Raw genomic sequence first — 16,932 nt, forward strand, 5'->3', positions numbered from 1 at the left:
ACATGTGATTATTCTACTATCTTCTTGTCTTTGAAGAAATAGCCGATGCCGATTGTCGAAACGATAATGAGGATGATCAGTATGATTTTAGTCGCCAAACCTTCATTGGGATGCTCCAGAAGATAGCGAATGTCCCGGGCTTCACGTCCAGCCCAAACCGCCAGAACCGTTCGCGGGATCATCCCCAGCGTTCCGCCAGCCAGCACTTGCTTAAACCGGGCACCAGCCATTGCAAAAAAAAGATTGGTAATGGCGAAAGGCAGAACGGGCGAAAGTTTGGCAAAAAATATTAATCTCAATTCATTTTGATAAAATCTGCGCAGCAATGTGTTCACCTGTGGATAAACCTGGATCAGGTAACTTCGGATGGATGAGGCATGTAAAAAATTGGCAGATCCGTATATGATTGCTATTGCGCCTAGATTCAGTCCGAAAAGGAGCGGCAATGCAGTCCAAGCCAGAAAATATCCGTAAACCAATGCAAGAAATGTAGGCGGAGTGAGCGCAACAGAAGATGCCAATGTCAGTATCAGCGTGGCAACAACCCACCATTCAAAAGGCCAGTTGCGCAGCTCACTCTCGTGACCGACTGCCCAGGCAGTTACAATGGAGGTGGTAACAAGCGGAACTACAGTCAGTAAGATGCTCACGACGACCGGTAAGGATAACTTTTTGGGGGAGGACGTCTCCACAGCTTTTTGGTTTAAAATTTCACTTCGCTCCGCGTATAATGATAACCACTTGTTTGGTTAAAAGGTTTTTCCTAATCTTGACTAATATGAAATTCGCAACAAAGGCCATACATGCCGGCGTGGAGCCGGACCCAACCACCGGCGCCATTATGACGCCCATTTACCAAACGTCCACCTACGTGCAGGAAAGCCCCGGCAAGCACAAAGGTTACGAATATTCCAGGACCCATAATCCCACTCGCACCGCATTGCAAAAAGCGCTGGCTGCATTGGAAAACGGCAAACACGGCATTTGCTACGCCTCAGGATTAGCGGCAACAGACGCTGTTCTGAAACTCTATAAGCCCGGCGATGAAATTATCGCTACCAACGACATTTACGGCGGCACTTACCGCATCATGAAGCGGATTTACGAGCCGTTCGGAATGGTTTTCAAATTTGTGGATATGAGCAATGTTGCTAATGTGCAAGCCGCAATTTCTGATAGGACCAAAATGATATGGATTGAAACGCCGACTAATCCGCTGCTCAAAGTTGTTGATATTAAAGCCATAACAAGCCTATGCCGCGAAAAAGGCATCCATAGCATTGTCGACAACACGTTCGCATCGCCTTATTTGCAAAATCCGTTGGATATGAGTGCGGACGTTGTGATGCATTCGGTGACAAAATATTTAGGCGGACATTCGGACACGGTTATGGGCGCACTCGTAACCAATGATGACGAACTGGCAAAGCAATTAGCATTCATACAAAATGCCAGCGGAGCGGTTCCAGGCCCACAGGATTGTTTTTTGGTTTTGAGAGGAATAAAAACATTGCATATCCGCATGCAAAGACATTGCGAAAATGCACTGGAAGTGGCAAAATGGTTGGAAGCGCATCCAAAAGTTGGTAAAGTTTATTATCCTGGCTTGCCTTCCCATTCTTCCCACGAACTGGCTGGGAAACAAATGCGTGGTTATGGCGGCATGCTGTCCTTTGAATTAAAAGGCGATGTTTACGAAGAAGCGGTGCGCGTAATGGAAAATCTTGAAGTTTTTTCTTTGGGCGAGTCGTTAGGCGGTGTGGAGTCGCTCTGCACGCATCCGGCAAGCATGACGCACGCAAGCATTCCAAAAGACGAAAGGCTCAAAACCGGCCTGAAAGATACTTTAATACGCCTTAGTGTGGGAATTGAAGACGTAGAAGATCTGATCGCCGATCTGGAACAGGCCATTGGCTAGCTTTCTGTTTGCTTTGCAATCAAAGTTCAAAAACCTTACTTTTGACATCACATTTTTTTCAGGCACTAAAATATAATTGTAATGGAATTAACAGGAACAGTCATTGCTTTGCTTCCCGAAGTAACAGGCCAGGGAAAGAACGGAGCTTGGCGTAAGCAGGAATTCATTCTTGAAATCCCTTCTCAATATCCAAAAAAGGTTTGTATAGCGCTTTGGGGCGATAAAATTGATCAGGCTAATCTCCAGATAAACGATTCGGTGACTGCATCAATTGACGTGGAAAGCCGCGAATACAATTCCCGCTGGTACACGGAGGTGAAAGCATGGAAAGTAGACAAAGCCGGCAGCGGCAATTCGGGTTCAAACTCCGGAGGCCAGCCATTACCACCGGTTACAACATTCAGCGAAGACGAGTCCGACGATCTTCCCTTCTAATTAACATAATAATTCCCGGCTTAGCGGATTTTGTTTTACACAAAAACACACGCAAAGCCGGGAATTTTATTTTAAAAGTTAATTGGATTGATAAGCCATCGACATGGTAAACTTGTCGATCATTTCCTGCGGATGGACTTCTAGTATGCGTGCAAGCACCATTACTACAAGTGTATTCGAGGCTATTTTTCTGGGAATTCCGGCGAATGTTGCAAAAAGATCAACGGTAACCGATTCTTTTTCATCCAGAAGCTTCATCAATTTCTGCTCCTTATCGCCATATTGAAAACGAATGTCGCGCTCGCCTCTCCCCCTGCGCATAATTTCTTTCATTTCCCTGCTTGCCTGGATGGATTTGTCGTCAACGCGAATGTAAGCCTGGCGGTTTCCCGTGTCATCCACAACATAATGCGGCTTATCAATGCTCCTGTTAATTGTCAGCACCAGCACGTCGCGGTCCGGACTTACCGGAATCCTTTCTTTTTTGTAGCTGATTTTGGGATAAATGTATTTGTCGATGGCCTTTGTGAGCGTGTACTCATCTTCCTCCGCGTCTTTAAGGCCTTTTATCGTTTTGTCGTCTCCCACCCCGACGAAGAGTTTTCCACCACCGGAGTTGGCAAATGCGACAACTTCACGGACAATCTTTTCCGGGTGATTGGACTTCAGTTTGAATTCCACATGTTCACCCTCACCTCTCTTAACCAACTCTTTCAACAATCGAAGCTCCATCGGTTGGAATGGATAGATATCTGAATTATGACAAAATCACTTTTGGTAACTTCCTCGTCTTTCTATTTGATAACGCTAACAATTTACATTCCTTTTGTCAGATTAAAAAAATATTGAACGGCGGATTTCATAAAAATATCATTCATAATCATAAAAAAAACGGCACCGTTGAGGTGCCGTCTTCTTTATCTAGTATTCATCTTCGTTGAAAAAGAAATCATCTTTTGTGGGATAATCGGGCCAAATTTCTTCGATGCTTTCATAAGGCTGACCATCATCTTCAAGCTCCTGAAGGTTTTCAACTACTTCTAACGGAGCGCCTGTTCTGATTGCAAAGTCAATTAGCTCGTCTTTGGTAGCTGGCCAGGGAGCATCTTCAAGATACGACGCGAGTTCAAGAGTCCAGTACATAATATTTTCGCCTATTAATAGTTACTTACTTTTCTGCAAAAGTAAAAAATTTGACATCTTTTAAAAGCTTAAAGCGAAAAAAAAGAAAAATAATTGCTTCCCCCAAAACTAAATTTTCACCCAACAAACAAAGACTTAATTATCAGTCGGTTACAATATTCAGGAAGCCAATAAAGTCGCAGCCGATATCCCTAAACCTTTGTGGATCCTACGAATCATTTCAAGCGTCAGCGGCCGTTTACGGTTTAGCACTTCCGATACCCGGCTGGGACTTCCGAAATAATCGACCAAATCTTTTCTCTTCAATCCGTTCTCTTCCATTTTAAGTTTAATCGCCTCAACCGGATCTGGCGGCTCAATGGCAAAATGCACCGATTCATAATCCTCGACAAGGATGGAGATTAATTCTAGTAATTCTTCTTCAGGGCTATTCTCATCGCTGTCGACCAACGAATCAATGACTTTAAGATAATCGCGGTATTCAGCATCCGAATGAATCGGTTTCAGTTCGGACTTAATTTGGTGTATTGTTTTCATGAACGTCAAATATTTTTAATATCCTTAATCTGATCGTATTCTTTATGTGTGCCAAGAAAGCGTATAAATGCCCATTGCAGATTATATTTAAACAATACGATCAGCCTGTACTTGTTGTGGCAGATATTGAACACGACTCTGTTATTACCAACCGTATCGCTTTTCGGATTTTCGGCAATTAGCTCGTTTGGTGATGTATAGCTGGCATTTTTAATTTTATCATGCCAATATTTAAGCTCTTGCTCCGCGTCCGGATATTTTTCCCAAAATTCTCTCAATGTTCCTTTTGTAATAATTCTCACAGGCACACCATTATAATTCCCAAATTGGTAATAAATATACAAATATGGTAATATTTAATATGAACACAAATTCGGGTTCTCCAATCCTGAAAACCTTTTTGTAATTTTCCCGATCATTATAAAAGCAATCATATGACCATTGAAGTTTGCGCTTATTCGCTGGAATCTTGTATTAATGCACAGGCTGGCGGTGCAGGGAGGATTGAATTATGTGGTGGATTGGGCGAAGGCGGCACAACGCCAAGTGCCGGTCTCATAGAAGTGGTGAGGCAACATATTGACATTGATCTGTTTGTAATGATCCGGCCAAGGGGCGGAGATTTTGTCTATGATGTTTTTGAGGAAGAAATCATGCGTAAAGACATTGACCTTGCCAAAAAATTAGGCGCAAATGGCGTTGTATTAGGCATTTTGACCAGTGATGGCCAGGTGGATGTCTTGCGTACGAAGGCACTCGTAGACTATGCAAAACCCATGAAAGTCACTTTTCACCGTGCATTTGACCTCACCCCGGATCCGATCAAAGCTTTGAAAGCAGTCATAGAAACCGGCGCTGAACGAATCCTTACTTCTGGCCAGAAACCAACTGCCGTTGAGGGCATTGCATTATTGGAACAACTTGCAAAAGAAGCCGGAGATTCGATTGAAATCATGGCCGGGGCCGGCGTTAACCATGACAACGCAGCCCAATTGGCCGCAGCCGGCGTGCATGCATTACATTTAACCGCCAAAGCATTTCGTCCAGGCAGACAAAAATATTTCCCTGCGGACATTTCTATGGCCGGAGGCGTTCCAGACGAACATTCGGTCATGTACAGTGACCTGGCGCTGGTTGAGGCCATTGTGCAAGTAGTTTCCTAAGGACGCGCGACTTTTAAAATTGCGCCACCCAATTCTCCCTCTATGAAGTATTTGAAAGCTTTTGTTTCACTCGTTGCGACAATTTGCCTTGTCTATTTCCTGAACAAGCCGCTCGGCCCGGCTCCCGCGTTAGGGCCGTTTTTGAGTCCGTTCACGGGTTTCGGGCAGAATGGTGACCGGGTCGTTGAAAAGAATGGCGAAACGATCCTCAAACTAAATGGACTGAAAGACGAGGTGACCATCCGTTTCGACGATGCCGGCGTCGCACATATTTTTGCCAAAAATGATTTTGACCTTTTTTATGCGCAGGGCTTTATAACTGCAAAAGACCGGCTTTGGCAAATGGATTTGCAGATCCGTGCTGCCTCCGGGCGACTTTCCGAAGTGCTGGGCAAAGCAACATTGGAAATGGATCAGCAAAGCCGTCGGCTGGGAATGGGATATGGCGCGGAAGCCAATATTAAAGTCGCGATGGAAGACCCAAAAACCCGGGAAGCATTGCTTGGCTACACAGCGGGCGTAAATGCTTACATTCATCAGCTCGCGCCAAAAGATTATCCAATCGAGTTCAAATTGCTCGGCTACAAGCCGGAAGCATGGAAACCGATCAATACCATGTATATGCTGGAACAGATGACATTGACATTGGCCGGGCGATCCAATGAGCTTAATATGAGCAATGTCCTGAAAAAATATGGTGAAAAAGTAGTTAATGATCTGTTTCCTGATTATCCAATGTTCGAGGAGAGCCCGGTGATCCCTGCCGGCACGGATTGGGATTTTGAGCCGCTAACGATCCCTAAAAAACCCGAAATTATTAGAAGCGGCGACAGTTTGGCGCATTTTAAAAGCACACCGAATTCATTATTACAAAGAGAGCCGAAACAGGAAGGGATAGGCAGCAATAACTGGGCAGTAAGCGCCGAGAAATCCATTACCGGCTATCCCATTCTCGCCAATGATCCGCACCTTGAACTGACATTGCCTTCCATTTGGTATCAGGTCCAGCTGCATTCGCCGTCTATGAATGTGTATGGCGTGTCGCTTCCCGGCATTCCCAGTGTGATTATAGGTTTCAATCAGCATGTGGCCTGGGGTGTTACCAATACGGACGCTGATGTTTTTGATTTATATAAAATTAAATTCAAGGACCAATCCAGAATGCATTATTGGCATAATAATCAATGGAAACCGACCAAGAAACGGATTGAAAGTATCATGGTTAAGGGCCAGGCGCAGCCATATCAGGAAGAGGTCATTTACACACATCACGGCCCGGTTACGGAAACGGATAAGAGCTCCGGAAAATATCCTGAATTAGCCGTGAAATGGATCGGGCATGAGGCCGGAAACAGCTTTATGACGTTTTACGAGCTCAATAAGGCTAAAAATTATGACGACTACCGAAAGGCACTGACCTTTTATGTGGGGCCTGCGCAAAATTTTGTTTTCGCGGATAACAGCAAGAACATTGCGCTTACTGTAAACGGAAAACTGCCTTTGAAATACAAGGAACAGGGGAAATTCGTCCTGGATGGCACTAATGCAGCCGATGACTGGCAAAGCTGGATTCCGGCGGCTCAGAACCCTTATGTTAAAAACCCAAAAAGAGGGTTCGTAAGCAGCGCAAACCAATCTTCCACAGACCCTTCGTACCCCTATTTTATCAACTGGGTTTTTGCACCAACGGAACGCGGCGTGCGCATCAATGAACGCCTGAAAGCCATGACACGCGCAAATGCCGATAGTTTAAGAATGTTACAAAACGACAATTTCAGTGTTTTGGCCAGAAACATTTTACCCAAATTACTGGAAACTCTAAAATCAACCACATTAACCCCGGCCCAAAAAGCGGCTGCAATCACATTGGCCAACTGGAATTACCAGAACACGCCTGAGTCGGTCGCCACTTCTATCTTCGAAGAATGGATGCCTTTGTTAAATGCTAAAATATGGAATGATGAATTTGGCGAAGGCCTGGAATATCCTACGCGCGACCGAACATTATATATGATTTTAAATGAGCCCAATAAAAAATGGTTCGATAACATTACTACGCCAGAAAAGGAAACTTTGGCCGACCTCACCGCAGCCAGCTTTAAAGCCGCCATCGACACATTAACCGTCCGGCACGGGCCGATGAGCCAGTCGTGGCAGTGGGCACAAGTAAAAGGCACGGAAATCAGGCATTTGAGCAGAAGCCTGAAACCATTCAATGCACCGGCTTTGAAAGTGGGCGGTGGCCGGAGCATTGTGAATGCCATCACCAAGCGGAATGGGCCTTCCTGGCGGATGGTGGTTGAACTGGGGCCGGTTCCACGGGCTTACGGCATTTATCCAGGCGGACAATCGGGGAATCCCGGGAGCCCTTATTACCTGAATTTGCTTAAAAAATGGGAAAATGGCGAGCTCAATGAGCTGGTTTATCTACTTGAACCATCCCAAAAGCACCCGCGTATGATATCCAGTGTGAAGCTTCAAAAACCTTAATCTCCGCCGCTATGAATTTCTTTATCATCATATTGGTCACGGCATTACTGCAATTATTCGGCCCGTGGTGGGTTGTAGCAATCGTGCCTTTTTTAGTTTTTTTAATCAGACACACCAGCGCTTCTAATGCTTTCTGGACCGGATTCGCTTTAATCACAGTGCTATGGATGGCTTATGGCTTTTATTTACATTTTGTCTCCGATGGCGCCATGTCCGACCGGATTGCGGGAATATTCTCTTTGCCCAATGGCGTTGTGCTCCTGCTGGTTTCAGCATTGATAGGCGGGTTAACGGGCGGTTTGGCTGGATTATCCGGGCAGCTGGTCCGCAGGATATTCATTGCGGACGCAGCGAAAAGCGTATCATTATAAAACTTGGCGGAAATATTACACAGAGCCTGATATTCATTGTACTTAAACACAAATTATTATCTTTGCGGCTCGTTCAAAAAAACAAAACTCAAAAAACGTGAACAACAATACTTCATTAATTTGGAACATCGTGCTTTCCCTGGCTGTGGCGGTGTTATTCTTTTTACATTTTTCAGGTAAACCTTCCGGAGATGCAGGTTCAGCAGCAGATGGTGGTGTAGTGGCAGGTCGTAAAACTGTGTATGTTCAGGTTGATTCTTTGTTGAAAAACTACGAATTCTTTAAGGATACAAGAAAAGAGCTGGAAAATAAAAACTTCCAACTTGAAAATGAATTGAATACAAAAGGCCGTTCATTGCAAAATGAGGTTGCGTTTTTTCAGCAAAGAGCACAAACAATGACGCCTGAGCAAGCGCGTTCAACAGAGGCGCAATTGATGAAAAAACAACAGGATTTAGTTGCTTACCGTGACCAGTCTGCACAAGCGTTGGGCCAGGAAGAGGCTAAGAAAAACGAAGAGCTTTATAAAAACATCCGTTCTTACATTGAGAAATACAACAAAGAGAATGGTTTTGAATATGTTCTGGGTTACTCATTAGGCGGCGGGATTTTGTTTGCCAATCCATCTTTGGATGTAACACAAAAAATCCTTGACGGCTTGAACAAAGAATACAAAGGAAGCAATACATCGAAAGCTGATTCTACTAAAAAGAAGTAAGCCATATTAAAGTAAAAATGAAAGCAGGCCGCTAAATGTTTAGCGGCCTGCTTTTTTATGTTCCTCAGGCTAATTCAAACTCACCTATTAATAATCGGATTTGGCTGCGACCTTGCCGCTTTAATAAATAGCATTATTCCCTCCGCTAATAATTAAACTTAATGTCCGCAGTTCTCAAACATTCACGGCCAATCTGGCTTTTGGTTGCTATGTGTTGTATAGCAACATTGGTATTCTTCCTATTCGATGCGGCGCTAGACATTCCATTTATCGATGACTATAATGCATTGCTGGATTTCATTATCCAATATCTGAGAGCTGATTCCATAGAAGAAAAGCTGCATTTCATTTTCCGGCAGCATAACGAGCACCGGATCGTATATGCCCGGCTGGTGGTCTTGCTGGACTATTATGTTTTCGGGTGTACCAATCTACGGCACCTTATCTTAATGGGAAGCGCCAGCCTGTTTTTGATGACCGGCATTTTTTGTGTTGAAGCGTATAAAAGCTGTAAAAACATTTTGGCCATTGTTCCAATCATCCTGCTATCGCTTCATTTCCAGCATATGGGCAGCTTGCTCTGGGCAACTAGTTCGCTGCAAAACCTGGCCGTCATTGCGCTTGCTTGCGTAGCAATCTGGCTGATGACGCGGAGCAACGTTTTCATTAATTGCATCGGGATTGTCTTCGCTTTCCTAACCACATTTGCGAGCGGGACAGGGCCAATGATATGGCCGGTTCTCTTTTTGATCGCAATAACGAGCCGTAGTATGGCTAAATGCCTGGTTACGCTGCTTTCAGGAACGGCCTCTGTTTCACTTTATTTTTATTCCTACCATCTGCCAACATCCGGGAACACAAGCATTTCGGAGAACCTGGTGAAAATGCCCCAAGCGATCCTGGGCGTAATCGGAGGCACATTTGACATTCAGGAAGAAGGCACCCAGCTCATTCCGATCATTGCGGGATTTATGGTTATTTCAACATTTAACTTTTGCCTCGGCAGAACCGGGTTAAGGGCGCTAAGACGTGACCCCGGCAGCCTGTTCCTTGTTGGCGTGTTTTTGTTTGGGCTGCTTTCGGCCATTGCTATCAGCTTTGGCAGGGGCTCTTACGTTGAGAACCGGTATAAAGTGATCTCCACATTGTGTTTGTTGGCCACTTATAATATGGTGTTATTACAACTTTCACGCAGGCATATGGACCTGTGCCTTAACCTGATCAGTATGGCCTGTCTGAGCCTTTGGTTGGTATTTTTCTGGCGTTATTACCCCGAAATGCTGGAATATAAAACTGTAAGAAAAGCAGATTATTTGTCCTTGAAAAACAGTCCGCAAGACTTACTTACGCCTTTTCAGCAAAGAATGAATGCATTGGAAGAACTCGGCGTAAAATCACCCGATAATCCTCTGATCCAAAATACCTTTTTATCCAGCATGCAACGGGATAACGTGAGCCTACCATCACTGAAAATCCTGAAAAGGAAGCATAAATATGCTGTAAAGTGGCAGGGGGATCCCGGTTTGCCGGAAGAATCTTACCTTGTGCTAAGATCAGAAAAGGGGAGCTTTGTATTTCCGGTTCGAAAGGAGTTGAACCAGTTTTCGGCCAGCATTCTGTACGATTGGTTACAAAAAGGGAGATACACCGTTTCAGTATATCTCCCTGATCAAACTTCTTTTATTTCAATTCAAGACACCATTGTTGTCGATAAGAATGTAAAGCCGTGGCTTTCTTCCACCTGGTTCAACGATGCGTATGCACCTTAATGTTATACCGCTGTTGAAGAAAGCTTAGCGCCGATATATTCGCGGTTCATACGTGCAATGTTCTCCTGCCCGATCTCTTTGGGGCATTCAGCAGAGCACGCGCCGGTGTTCGTACAGTTTCCAAATCCTTCCGCATCCATTTGTGCCACCATTTTCTCAGCACGAATGCTTCTCTCAGCCTGTCCTTGCGGAAGCAACGCCAATTGAGAGATTTTAGCAGAAACAAAAAGCATTGCAGAGGCATTCTTACAAGCCGCTACACAAGCACCGCAAGCAATACATGCTGCTGCTGCAAATGCCTCGTCCGCAGCCACTTTCGGAATGGGCAGGCTATTCGCATCCTGGGCATTGCCAGTGTTTACCGATACAAACCCTCCCGCAGAGATTACCCTGTCGAAAGCATCACGGTCTACCACAAGATCCTTGATCACCGGGAAAGCCTGTGCTCTCCATGGCTCAACAACAATCGTGTCTCCATCACTGAACGAACGCATGTGCAGCTGACAGGTTGTAACGCCTTTCAGCGGTCCATGTGGCCTGCCATTGATATACATCGAACACATTCCGCAGATTCCTTCGCGGCAATCGTGGTCAAATGCTACCGGCTCCTTGCCCTCCTCGATCAGTTGCTCGTTAAGGACATCAAACATTTCCAGAAAAGACATATCCGGAGAAACGTTGTCCAGACTGTAATTTTCAAAATCTCCTTTTGTATTGCTATTGCTCTGTCTCCAGACTTTAAGCTTAATATGCATGTTACCTGCACTCATTGTTGTAATAGTTAACGGTTAGCAATTAACCAGTAATATTGAAACAAGCTGATAGCCAGCTGCAAACAGCCGGTAGCCGACAGCCATTATTTATAACTTCTTTGGGCAATCTTGATATTCTCATAAATCAGCTCCTCCTTATGAAGCTCCCACTCTTCCTGCGCTTTATGCTCCCACGCAGACACAAACATGAAGTTTTCATCATCACGCAATGCTTCTCCTTCTTCCGTCTGATGTTCTTCACGGAAGTGACCGCCGCATGATTCTTCACGCGTAAGTGCATCAATGCACATTAACTCACCAAGCTCGATAAAATCAGCTACACGTCCTGCCTTATCCAGTTCAGGATTGAACTCGTCTTTTCCGCCCATTACTTTCACATCTCTCCAGAATTCTTTACGAAGTTCACGGATTTCAATGATTGCTTCTTTCAAACCCTGCTGATTGCGCGCCATTCCACATTTGTCCCACATGATCTTACCCAGGCGGCGGTGGAATAATTCAGGAGATGTTTTTCCCTGGATCGACATTAATGTATCGATCCGGTCTTTCACTTCTTTTTCAACCCTTACAAATTCCGGATGATCCGTTGGTATTTTACCTGTTCCAATTTCTTTGGCCAGATAAGAACCAATTGTGTAAGGAATTACAAAATATCCGTCAGCAAGTCCCTGCATCAGCGCAGATGCACCAAGGCGGTTCGCACCGTGATCAGAGAAATTAGCTTCCCCTAATGCATACAAACCTGGCACAGTGGTCATCAAATTGTAATCAACCCAAAGTCCACCCATCGTGTAATGCACCGCAGGATAGATACGCATAGGCACTTCGTACGGATCTTCACCCGTGATTTGCTTATACATATCGAAAAGGTTACCATATTTTTCTTTTACAACAGCCTTGCCCCAAGTCGTGATATCTTCTTTGGAAGCGTTTGCGATGTTGTTTTTGTTAGCTTCTCCTCTTCCGTAACGTTCCACAGCAGCTGCGAAATCAAGGAAAACGGCCAGTTTGGATGATCCTACGCCATATCCGGCATCGCATCTTTCTTTGGCGGCACGGGAAGCGATATCACGGGGAACAAGGTTACCAAATGCAGGGTAACGACGTTCCAGGTAATAATCTCTTTCTTCTTCTGGGATCTCATTTCCCGGGCGCGTATCATTTTTTGCTTTTGGCACCCAGATCCGACCATCATTACGAAGAGATTCGGACATCAAAGTGAGCTTCGATTGGTGCTCGCCTGAAACCGGGATACAAGTCGGGTGAATTTGTGTAAAACAAGGATTACCAAAATATGCACCGCGCTTATGGGCTTTCCATGCAGCGGTAACGTTGCTACCCATTGCATTGGTCGACAGGTAAAAAACGTTTCCGTAACCACCCGTGCAAAGTAATACAGCATGACCGCCGTGACGCTCTATTTCGCCTGTGATAAGGTTTCTTGCGATAATACCGCGGCATTTGCCATCGATATTCACCACATCAAGCATTTCATGGCGATTATACATTTGCACTGTCCCCATGCCAACCTGACGCTGCAAGCCCGAATATGCACCCAGCAGCAACTGCTGGCCCGTTTGTCCGGCAGCATAAAAAGTACGTTGCACCTGCGTTCCACCGAAAGAACGGTTGGAAAGCAAACCACCATACTCACGTGCAAAAGGAACACCTGCTGCAACGCATTGATCTATAATATTTCCGGAAACCTCGGCAAGGCGGTGTACATTTCCCTCTCTCGCACGATAATCTCCTCCTTTTATTGTATCATAAAAAAGACGGTAAACCGAGTCCCCATCATTCTGATAATTTTTAGCAGCATTAATCCCTCCCTGTGCAGCGATCGAGTGCGCACGACGTGGAGAATCCTGAAAACAGAATGCTTTTACCTTATAACCCATTTCGGCAAGTGTTGCAGCAGCCGAAGCGCCTGCGAGACCTGTTCCTACTACAATAATTTCAAGATTACGCTTATTGGCAGGGTTTACAAGCGGAACCGAAGACTTGTATTTACTCCATTTTGTTTCAATCGGCCCCTGTGGTATTTTGGCATCCAGACTAGATGAAGTTGCCATATATTGAATGTTATTTAAATCGAAAAGTTAAATTGAAAATAGCTGCGGCTACTTGCAGCATTTAGTTGACCCAACCCAGATAAATCGAGATCGGCATGAGTGCAAAAAGAATTGGGATAACAATTGAAAAAGCCGTTCCCAGGAAATTGATAGCACCGTTGTATTTGATGTGGTTCAACCCCAAAGTCTGGAATGCACTTTTAAATCCGTGCAACAAATGCCAGAACAACGAGATACAACCCAACACATAAATGATCACCACGATTGGATTTTGGAAAATATCCAGCATCATCTGGTAAAGATTCAGCTCTTCGCCTGTCGCAAACTGGTTAGACCGGTTAGGGATCCAGAAGTGTGCAGTATGAATTACCAAAAAGATCAGTAACAGCGTGCCAAGTAACCCCATGCTTCTGGAATACCAGGTGCTGTTTGCCGAAGGATTATTTACAGCATACTTAATGGGGCGGGCGTCTGAATTGTTTTTCCAAAGAATAAATCCATCCGCGATATGAAGAACAAATCCGGCGATCAGGCCGATCTCAAGCGTACGAACAATGGGATTTGTACCCATAAAATGCCCCCAATGCGTAAAGGTTTCCCCTCCGTCATTATAAAAAATCATGGCATTGATTGTGGCATGAATCACCAGAAAGCTTATCAAAAATAATCCGGTAAGAGCCATCAGAAGTTTCTTACCAATGGAGCTCGTTAACGTTTGTGAAAACCACGACATATCAAAAACGAATCGTTTTAGTGCAAAAAAATTAGGTATATTTAGAACCTTTCAAAGGTATATCACAAACCCATGCAAGGCAAAAAAACCAGTCCATTTTTGTAAAGCGGGTTATTATTTATAATCATTATGAAGAATTAGTTAGTCACAAGAGTGCCAGATGCTGAATCGCTGGTTACATTATAAAATTTTATCCCAAACTGACCGCTGTCCGTCAAAAACATACACATTTTTGATAGAATTTTTCGTTCACATTTCTATAACGGCGATCAATTAAATTACTCGTATGCGTCCTTCTTTACGACTTCTTCCAATCATTGCACTTTTGTTCTTGCTATTTTCTGTTTTTAATGCGCACGCAACGCACTTCCGTGCGGGAGAGATCACGGCCAGAAGGATTTCATCACTTACTTACGAAATACGTTTATCAGCCTATTTCGATGTTTCGCCAGCCGGTATACAAGCTGCGGAGGCTGCCAACGACATTAATTTTTATTTTGGCAGCGAAGGGCCCAGAAAAGTGGATCGGGTGAGGGCAACCATACGGAACATTGGAAATAATACGACGTTCAATGAGTACGTTACGATATTCACTTTCCCAGCCGCCGGAAGTTACGAGATCTCGGTAGAAATGGATAACCGGAATGCCAACACGCTCAATTTGCGGGATGGGATGCAAACGGACGGAATCAATTTCTTCGTGCATACGACACTGGAAATCAACACAAGCATTGGAACAAACCAGACGCCTGTCCTGTTAAATGCACCCATTGACCTGGCGGCCGTAGGACAACGATATATTCACAATCCCAATGCATTTGACGCGGACGGGGACAGCTTGTCTTTCAAACTTTTCACGCCTCAAAGCGGTGACGGAAGAGGGAACGGGCTGAACATTCCTTACAAAGATCCTAATATGGTGACTCCTCCTGGCAGAACGGAGGCCGGAGCATCTCCTGCAACATTTAGTATTGATGCGGTAACGGGGGATTTGATCTGGGATGCGCCTGTAACCAAAGGTCAGTATAACGTTGCCTTTGTTGTTGAAGAGTGGCGTGATGGTGTGCGGATCGGCCAGATTGTGCGCGACATGCAGATCCTGGTGGAAGATGCCCGCAATGCAAGGCCGACGATTGATCCATTGCCTCCGATTTGCGTGGTGGCAGGAACGCGAATTAATCAGCAGATTAAAGCCGTCGACAAAGATGGAAACCCGCTGATCCTTACCAGTACAGGGGGTGTTTACCAAAGTTCGCTCATCAAGCCCGCATTGGCTACTTTCACTGCTCCTTCACAGGCAGCAGGACAGGTTACCGGACAATTTGTATGGCAAACAGGCTGCGACCACATCCGCCTCGAACCTTATGATGTGCTTTTCAAGGTGGAGGACGCGCCAGCGCCCGGCACCAATCCAAATCTCTTCCGAAAGCTGACGGACATGACCACGCTCAGCATTAAAGTTGTGGGGCCAAAAGTGCTGGGGCTAAGGGCTGTGGCAGCGACAGATCCAGCCGGAACGGCCTACAGGCTTAACTGGACGGCCTATAATTGCCCCGTCCCCGGTGCGCGGATTGTGATTTATAGAAGAGAAGGCTGTTCTGACATTCCGGTTGAGCCGTGTTTAACAGGCATCCCGGCAGGATCAGGTTACGAGGAAATCGGAAGGGTTGCAGTGGATCAAACTACATATCTCGATAATAACAATGGTGACGGACTCCGCGCCGGCATTTCTTACAGTTACAGACTTGTTGTTGAGTTTCCCCGTCCAGGGACTAACATTAATGAGCCGGGAAGTTTAGTAGGCGGAGGAGAAAGTATTGCTTCTGACGAGTTTTGCTTGAATTTGCCCATGCTTGCACCGGTGATCACCAATGTTACTGTCGATTCAACCAGCGAAACAAGAGGGGTTATCACGGTAAAATGGACTAAACCTGCTGCTTCATCCGGGCTTCCTGCACAATACCGCCTGTTCAGGGCAGTGGGACAGAATGGAACGGCTTTCACACAGATCGCCACCATCAATACAAACCTTACCCCAGGTGCCCCTGACACTATTTTCGTAGACCGCGGGCTCAACACACTGGCTAACCCTTATAATTACAAGCTCGAATATTACGCCACACAAGGCGGGCAGCTTGTGAAAATGGACGACATTAAAACAGCCAGCTCGGTAAGACTCGAACAAGGCGCCGCAGAACCCAACCGCATCCGGCTGAACTGGTCGGCACTGGTGCCCTGGGACAATGGCAACCGCACCCACAGGGTTTACCGGGAAGACAAAACAAGGCCCGGAACATTCAACCGCATTGCAGATGTCCCCGTAACAGGCCCGCAGACTTTCTCCTTTACAGATGATGGATCCGATAAATATGCAGCCGACGGAACTGTGAACACAACCATTGTCAGCGATTCCACTTATTGTTATAAAGTTGAAACCGTTGGGTCTTATAACAACAGCCAGATCAAGCCATCCATACTTTACAACTTCTCGCAGATCCTGTGTGTTTCCTCCTCGGACACAACCAAGCCCTGTCCGCCGGTGCTGGCCATAGATTTGCTCAATTGTGATTCACTGCAAGCACACCCGGAAGCTTTTTGCAGTCCTACCGGTTTGACCAACCATCTTTCCTGGACTTACCCGCAATCCGTCGATGGCAAAGAATGTGACCCGAATGTATCGGCTTACCGCATTTACTATGCCCGTTACGAAGGCGATACGCCAGCATTGATAGCCACCGTTACCACGCCCCCATCGCCGCTGGCAACCACATTCAACCACGAAGGGCTTACTTCCTTTGCAGGCTGCTATT

At 45.5% G+C, this 16,932-nt stretch carries 16 protein-coding genes; 8 read left to right on the forward strand and 8 right to left on the reverse strand.

Annotated features, from left to right (window positions below):
* Window positions 1-8: 8 nt before the first annotated feature.
* A complete protein-coding gene (locus B5X68_RS24545) occupies window positions 9-692 on the reverse strand; it encodes a TVP38/TMEM64 family protein (protein ID WP_229208555.1) in 684 nt (227 codons plus the stop codon).
* 86 nt (window positions 693-778) lie between these two features.
* On the opposite strand from B5X68_RS24545, the gene B5X68_RS24550 reads away from it, so the two are divergent.
* Together B5X68_RS24550 and B5X68_RS24555 are read left to right on the forward strand one after the other, a co-directional pair.
* A complete protein-coding gene (locus tag B5X68_RS24550; protein WP_082217398.1) occupies window positions 779-1,918 on the forward strand; it encodes a cystathionine gamma-synthase in 1,140 nt (379 codons plus the stop codon).
* Window positions 1,919-1,999: 81 nt separating this feature from the next.
* A complete protein-coding gene (locus B5X68_RS24555; RefSeq protein ID WP_082217399.1) occupies window positions 2,000-2,353 on the forward strand; it encodes a DUF3127 domain-containing protein in 354 nt (117 codons plus the stop codon).
* A 78-nt stretch (window positions 2,354-2,431) separates the two neighbouring features.
* Here the strand turns inward: B5X68_RS24555 and B5X68_RS24560 are convergent, their stop codons facing one another.
* The 4 genes from B5X68_RS24560 to B5X68_RS24575 all read right to left on the reverse strand — a co-directional run bounded on the left by B5X68_RS24560 (window position 2,432) and on the right by B5X68_RS24575 (window position 4,335).
* Entirely contained in the window at window positions 2,432-3,085 is a 654-nt protein-coding gene (locus tag B5X68_RS24560) for an AlbA family DNA-binding domain-containing protein (RefSeq protein WP_082217400.1), read from the reverse strand.
* Window positions 3,086-3,274: 189 nt separating this feature from the next.
* Window positions 3,275-3,496 (reverse strand): DUF2795 domain-containing protein, encoded by a 222-nt coding sequence (locus B5X68_RS24565; RefSeq protein ID WP_013927448.1) that lies wholly within the window; start codon window positions 3,494-3,496, stop codon window positions 3,275-3,277.
* Between the two features lie 159 nt (window positions 3,497-3,655).
* Window positions 3,656-4,033 carry a helix-turn-helix domain-containing protein gene (locus B5X68_RS24570; protein ID WP_082217401.1) on the reverse strand — a complete coding sequence of 126 codons (378 nt, stop codon included), beginning with the start codon at window positions 4,031-4,033 and terminating at the stop codon, window positions 3,656-3,658.
* Between the two features lie 5 nt (window positions 4,034-4,038).
* Complete coding sequence (locus B5X68_RS24575; RefSeq protein ID WP_082217438.1) at window positions 4,039-4,335, reverse strand: type II toxin-antitoxin system HigB family toxin; 297 nt, start codon at window positions 4,333-4,335, stop codon at window positions 4,039-4,041.
* Between the two features lie 132 nt (window positions 4,336-4,467).
* Here B5X68_RS24575 and B5X68_RS24580 point away from each other — a divergent pair, with 132 nt between their 5' ends.
* The 5 genes from B5X68_RS24580 (at window position 4,468) to B5X68_RS24600 (ending at window position 10,544) form a co-directional block, all read left to right on the forward strand.
* Window positions 4,468-5,196, forward strand: coding sequence for a copper homeostasis protein CutC (locus B5X68_RS24580; RefSeq protein ID WP_082217402.1), 729 nt, complete (start codon window positions 4,468-4,470; stop codon window positions 5,194-5,196).
* A 42-nt stretch (window positions 5,197-5,238) separates the two neighbouring features.
* The gene (locus B5X68_RS24585; RefSeq protein WP_082217403.1) at window positions 5,239-7,686 is read left to right on the forward strand and encodes a penicillin acylase family protein; all 2,448 of its coding nucleotides are present in this window, start codon (window positions 5,239-5,241) and stop codon (window positions 7,684-7,686) included.
* Between the two features lie 11 nt (window positions 7,687-7,697).
* Window positions 7,698-8,057, forward strand: a complete 360-nt coding sequence (locus B5X68_RS24590) for a hypothetical protein (protein ID WP_082217404.1) — start codon at window positions 7,698-7,700, stop codon at window positions 8,055-8,057.
* A gap of 97 nt (window positions 8,058-8,154) precedes the next feature.
* Window positions 8,155-8,775 carry an OmpH/Skp family outer membrane protein gene (locus B5X68_RS24595; protein ID WP_082217405.1) on the forward strand — a complete coding sequence of 207 codons (621 nt, stop codon included), beginning with the start codon at window positions 8,155-8,157 and terminating at the stop codon, window positions 8,773-8,775.
* A 161-nt stretch (window positions 8,776-8,936) separates the two neighbouring features.
* The gene (locus B5X68_RS24600; protein WP_141110404.1) at window positions 8,937-10,544 is read left to right on the forward strand and encodes a hypothetical protein; all 1,608 of its coding nucleotides are present in this window, start codon (window positions 8,937-8,939) and stop codon (window positions 10,542-10,544) included.
* Window positions 10,545-10,546: 2 nt separating this feature from the next.
* Here B5X68_RS24600 and B5X68_RS24605 read toward each other — a convergent pair whose 3' ends face one another.
* The 3 genes from B5X68_RS24605 to B5X68_RS24615 all read right to left on the reverse strand — a co-directional run bounded on the left by B5X68_RS24605 (window position 10,547) and on the right by B5X68_RS24615 (window position 14,122).
* Window positions 10,547-11,299, reverse strand: coding sequence for a succinate dehydrogenase/fumarate reductase iron-sulfur subunit (locus B5X68_RS24605; RefSeq protein WP_212568039.1), 753 nt, complete (start codon window positions 11,297-11,299; stop codon window positions 10,547-10,549).
* Between the two features lie 101 nt (window positions 11,300-11,400).
* On the reverse strand, window positions 11,401-13,389 hold the full coding sequence (locus B5X68_RS24610; RefSeq protein ID WP_082217408.1) for a fumarate reductase/succinate dehydrogenase flavoprotein subunit: 1,989 nt from the start codon (window positions 13,387-13,389) through the stop codon (window positions 11,401-11,403).
* 61 nt (window positions 13,390-13,450) lie between these two features.
* Entirely contained in the window at window positions 13,451-14,122 is a 672-nt protein-coding gene (locus B5X68_RS24615) for a succinate dehydrogenase cytochrome b subunit (protein WP_082217409.1), read from the reverse strand.
* Window positions 14,123-14,408: 286 nt separating this feature from the next.
* On the opposite strand from B5X68_RS24615, the gene B5X68_RS24620 reads away from it, so the two are divergent.
* Window positions 14,409-16,932: fibronectin type III domain-containing protein (locus B5X68_RS24620; RefSeq protein ID WP_212568038.1), on the forward strand; the 2,524-nt coding region annotated here is incomplete at its 3' end.

Origin of the sequence: Dyadobacter psychrophilus (genome assembly GCF_900167945.1) — a bacterium.
Lineage (GTDB): Bacteria > Bacteroidota > Bacteroidia > Cytophagales > Spirosomataceae > Dyadobacter > Dyadobacter psychrophilus.

Bases quoted from the DNA above. Each gene is read 5' to 3' on its own strand.
- B5X68_RS24590 (WP_082217404.1), top strand. From the start codon at position 7,698: ATGAATTTCTTTATCATCATATTGGTCACGGCATTACTGCAATTATTC.
- B5X68_RS24580 (WP_082217402.1), top strand. From the start codon at position 4,468: ATGACCATTGAAGTTTGCGCTTATTCGCTGGAATCTTGTATTAATGCA.
- B5X68_RS24560 (WP_082217400.1), bottom strand. From the start codon at position 3,085: ATGGAGCTTCGATTGTTGAAAGAGTTGGTTAAGAGAGGTGAGGGTGAA.
- B5X68_RS24570 (WP_082217401.1), bottom strand. From the start codon at position 4,033: ATGAAAACAATACACCAAATTAAGTCCGAACTGAAACCGATTCATTCG.
- B5X68_RS24600 (WP_141110404.1), top strand. From the start codon at position 8,937: ATGTCCGCAGTTCTCAAACATTCACGGCCAATCTGGCTTTTGGTTGCT.
- B5X68_RS24615 (WP_082217409.1), bottom strand. From the start codon at position 14,122: ATGTCGTGGTTTTCACAAACGTTAACGAGCTCCATTGGTAAGAAACTT.
- B5X68_RS24555 (WP_082217399.1), top strand. From the start codon at position 2,000: ATGGAATTAACAGGAACAGTCATTGCTTTGCTTCCCGAAGTAACAGGC.
- B5X68_RS24565 (WP_013927448.1), bottom strand. From the start codon at position 3,496: ATGTACTGGACTCTTGAACTCGCGTCGTATCTTGAAGATGCTCCCTGG.
- B5X68_RS24610 (WP_082217408.1), bottom strand. From the start codon at position 13,389: ATGGCAACTTCATCTAGTCTGGATGCCAAAATACCACAGGGGCCGATT.
- B5X68_RS24550 (WP_082217398.1), top strand. From the start codon at position 779: ATGAAATTCGCAACAAAGGCCATACATGCCGGCGTGGAGCCGGACCCA.
- B5X68_RS24585 (WP_082217403.1), top strand. From the start codon at position 5,239: ATGAAGTATTTGAAAGCTTTTGTTTCACTCGTTGCGACAATTTGCCTT.
- B5X68_RS24605 (WP_212568039.1), bottom strand. From the start codon at position 11,299: ATGCATATTAAGCTTAAAGTCTGGAGACAGAGCAATAGCAATACAAAA.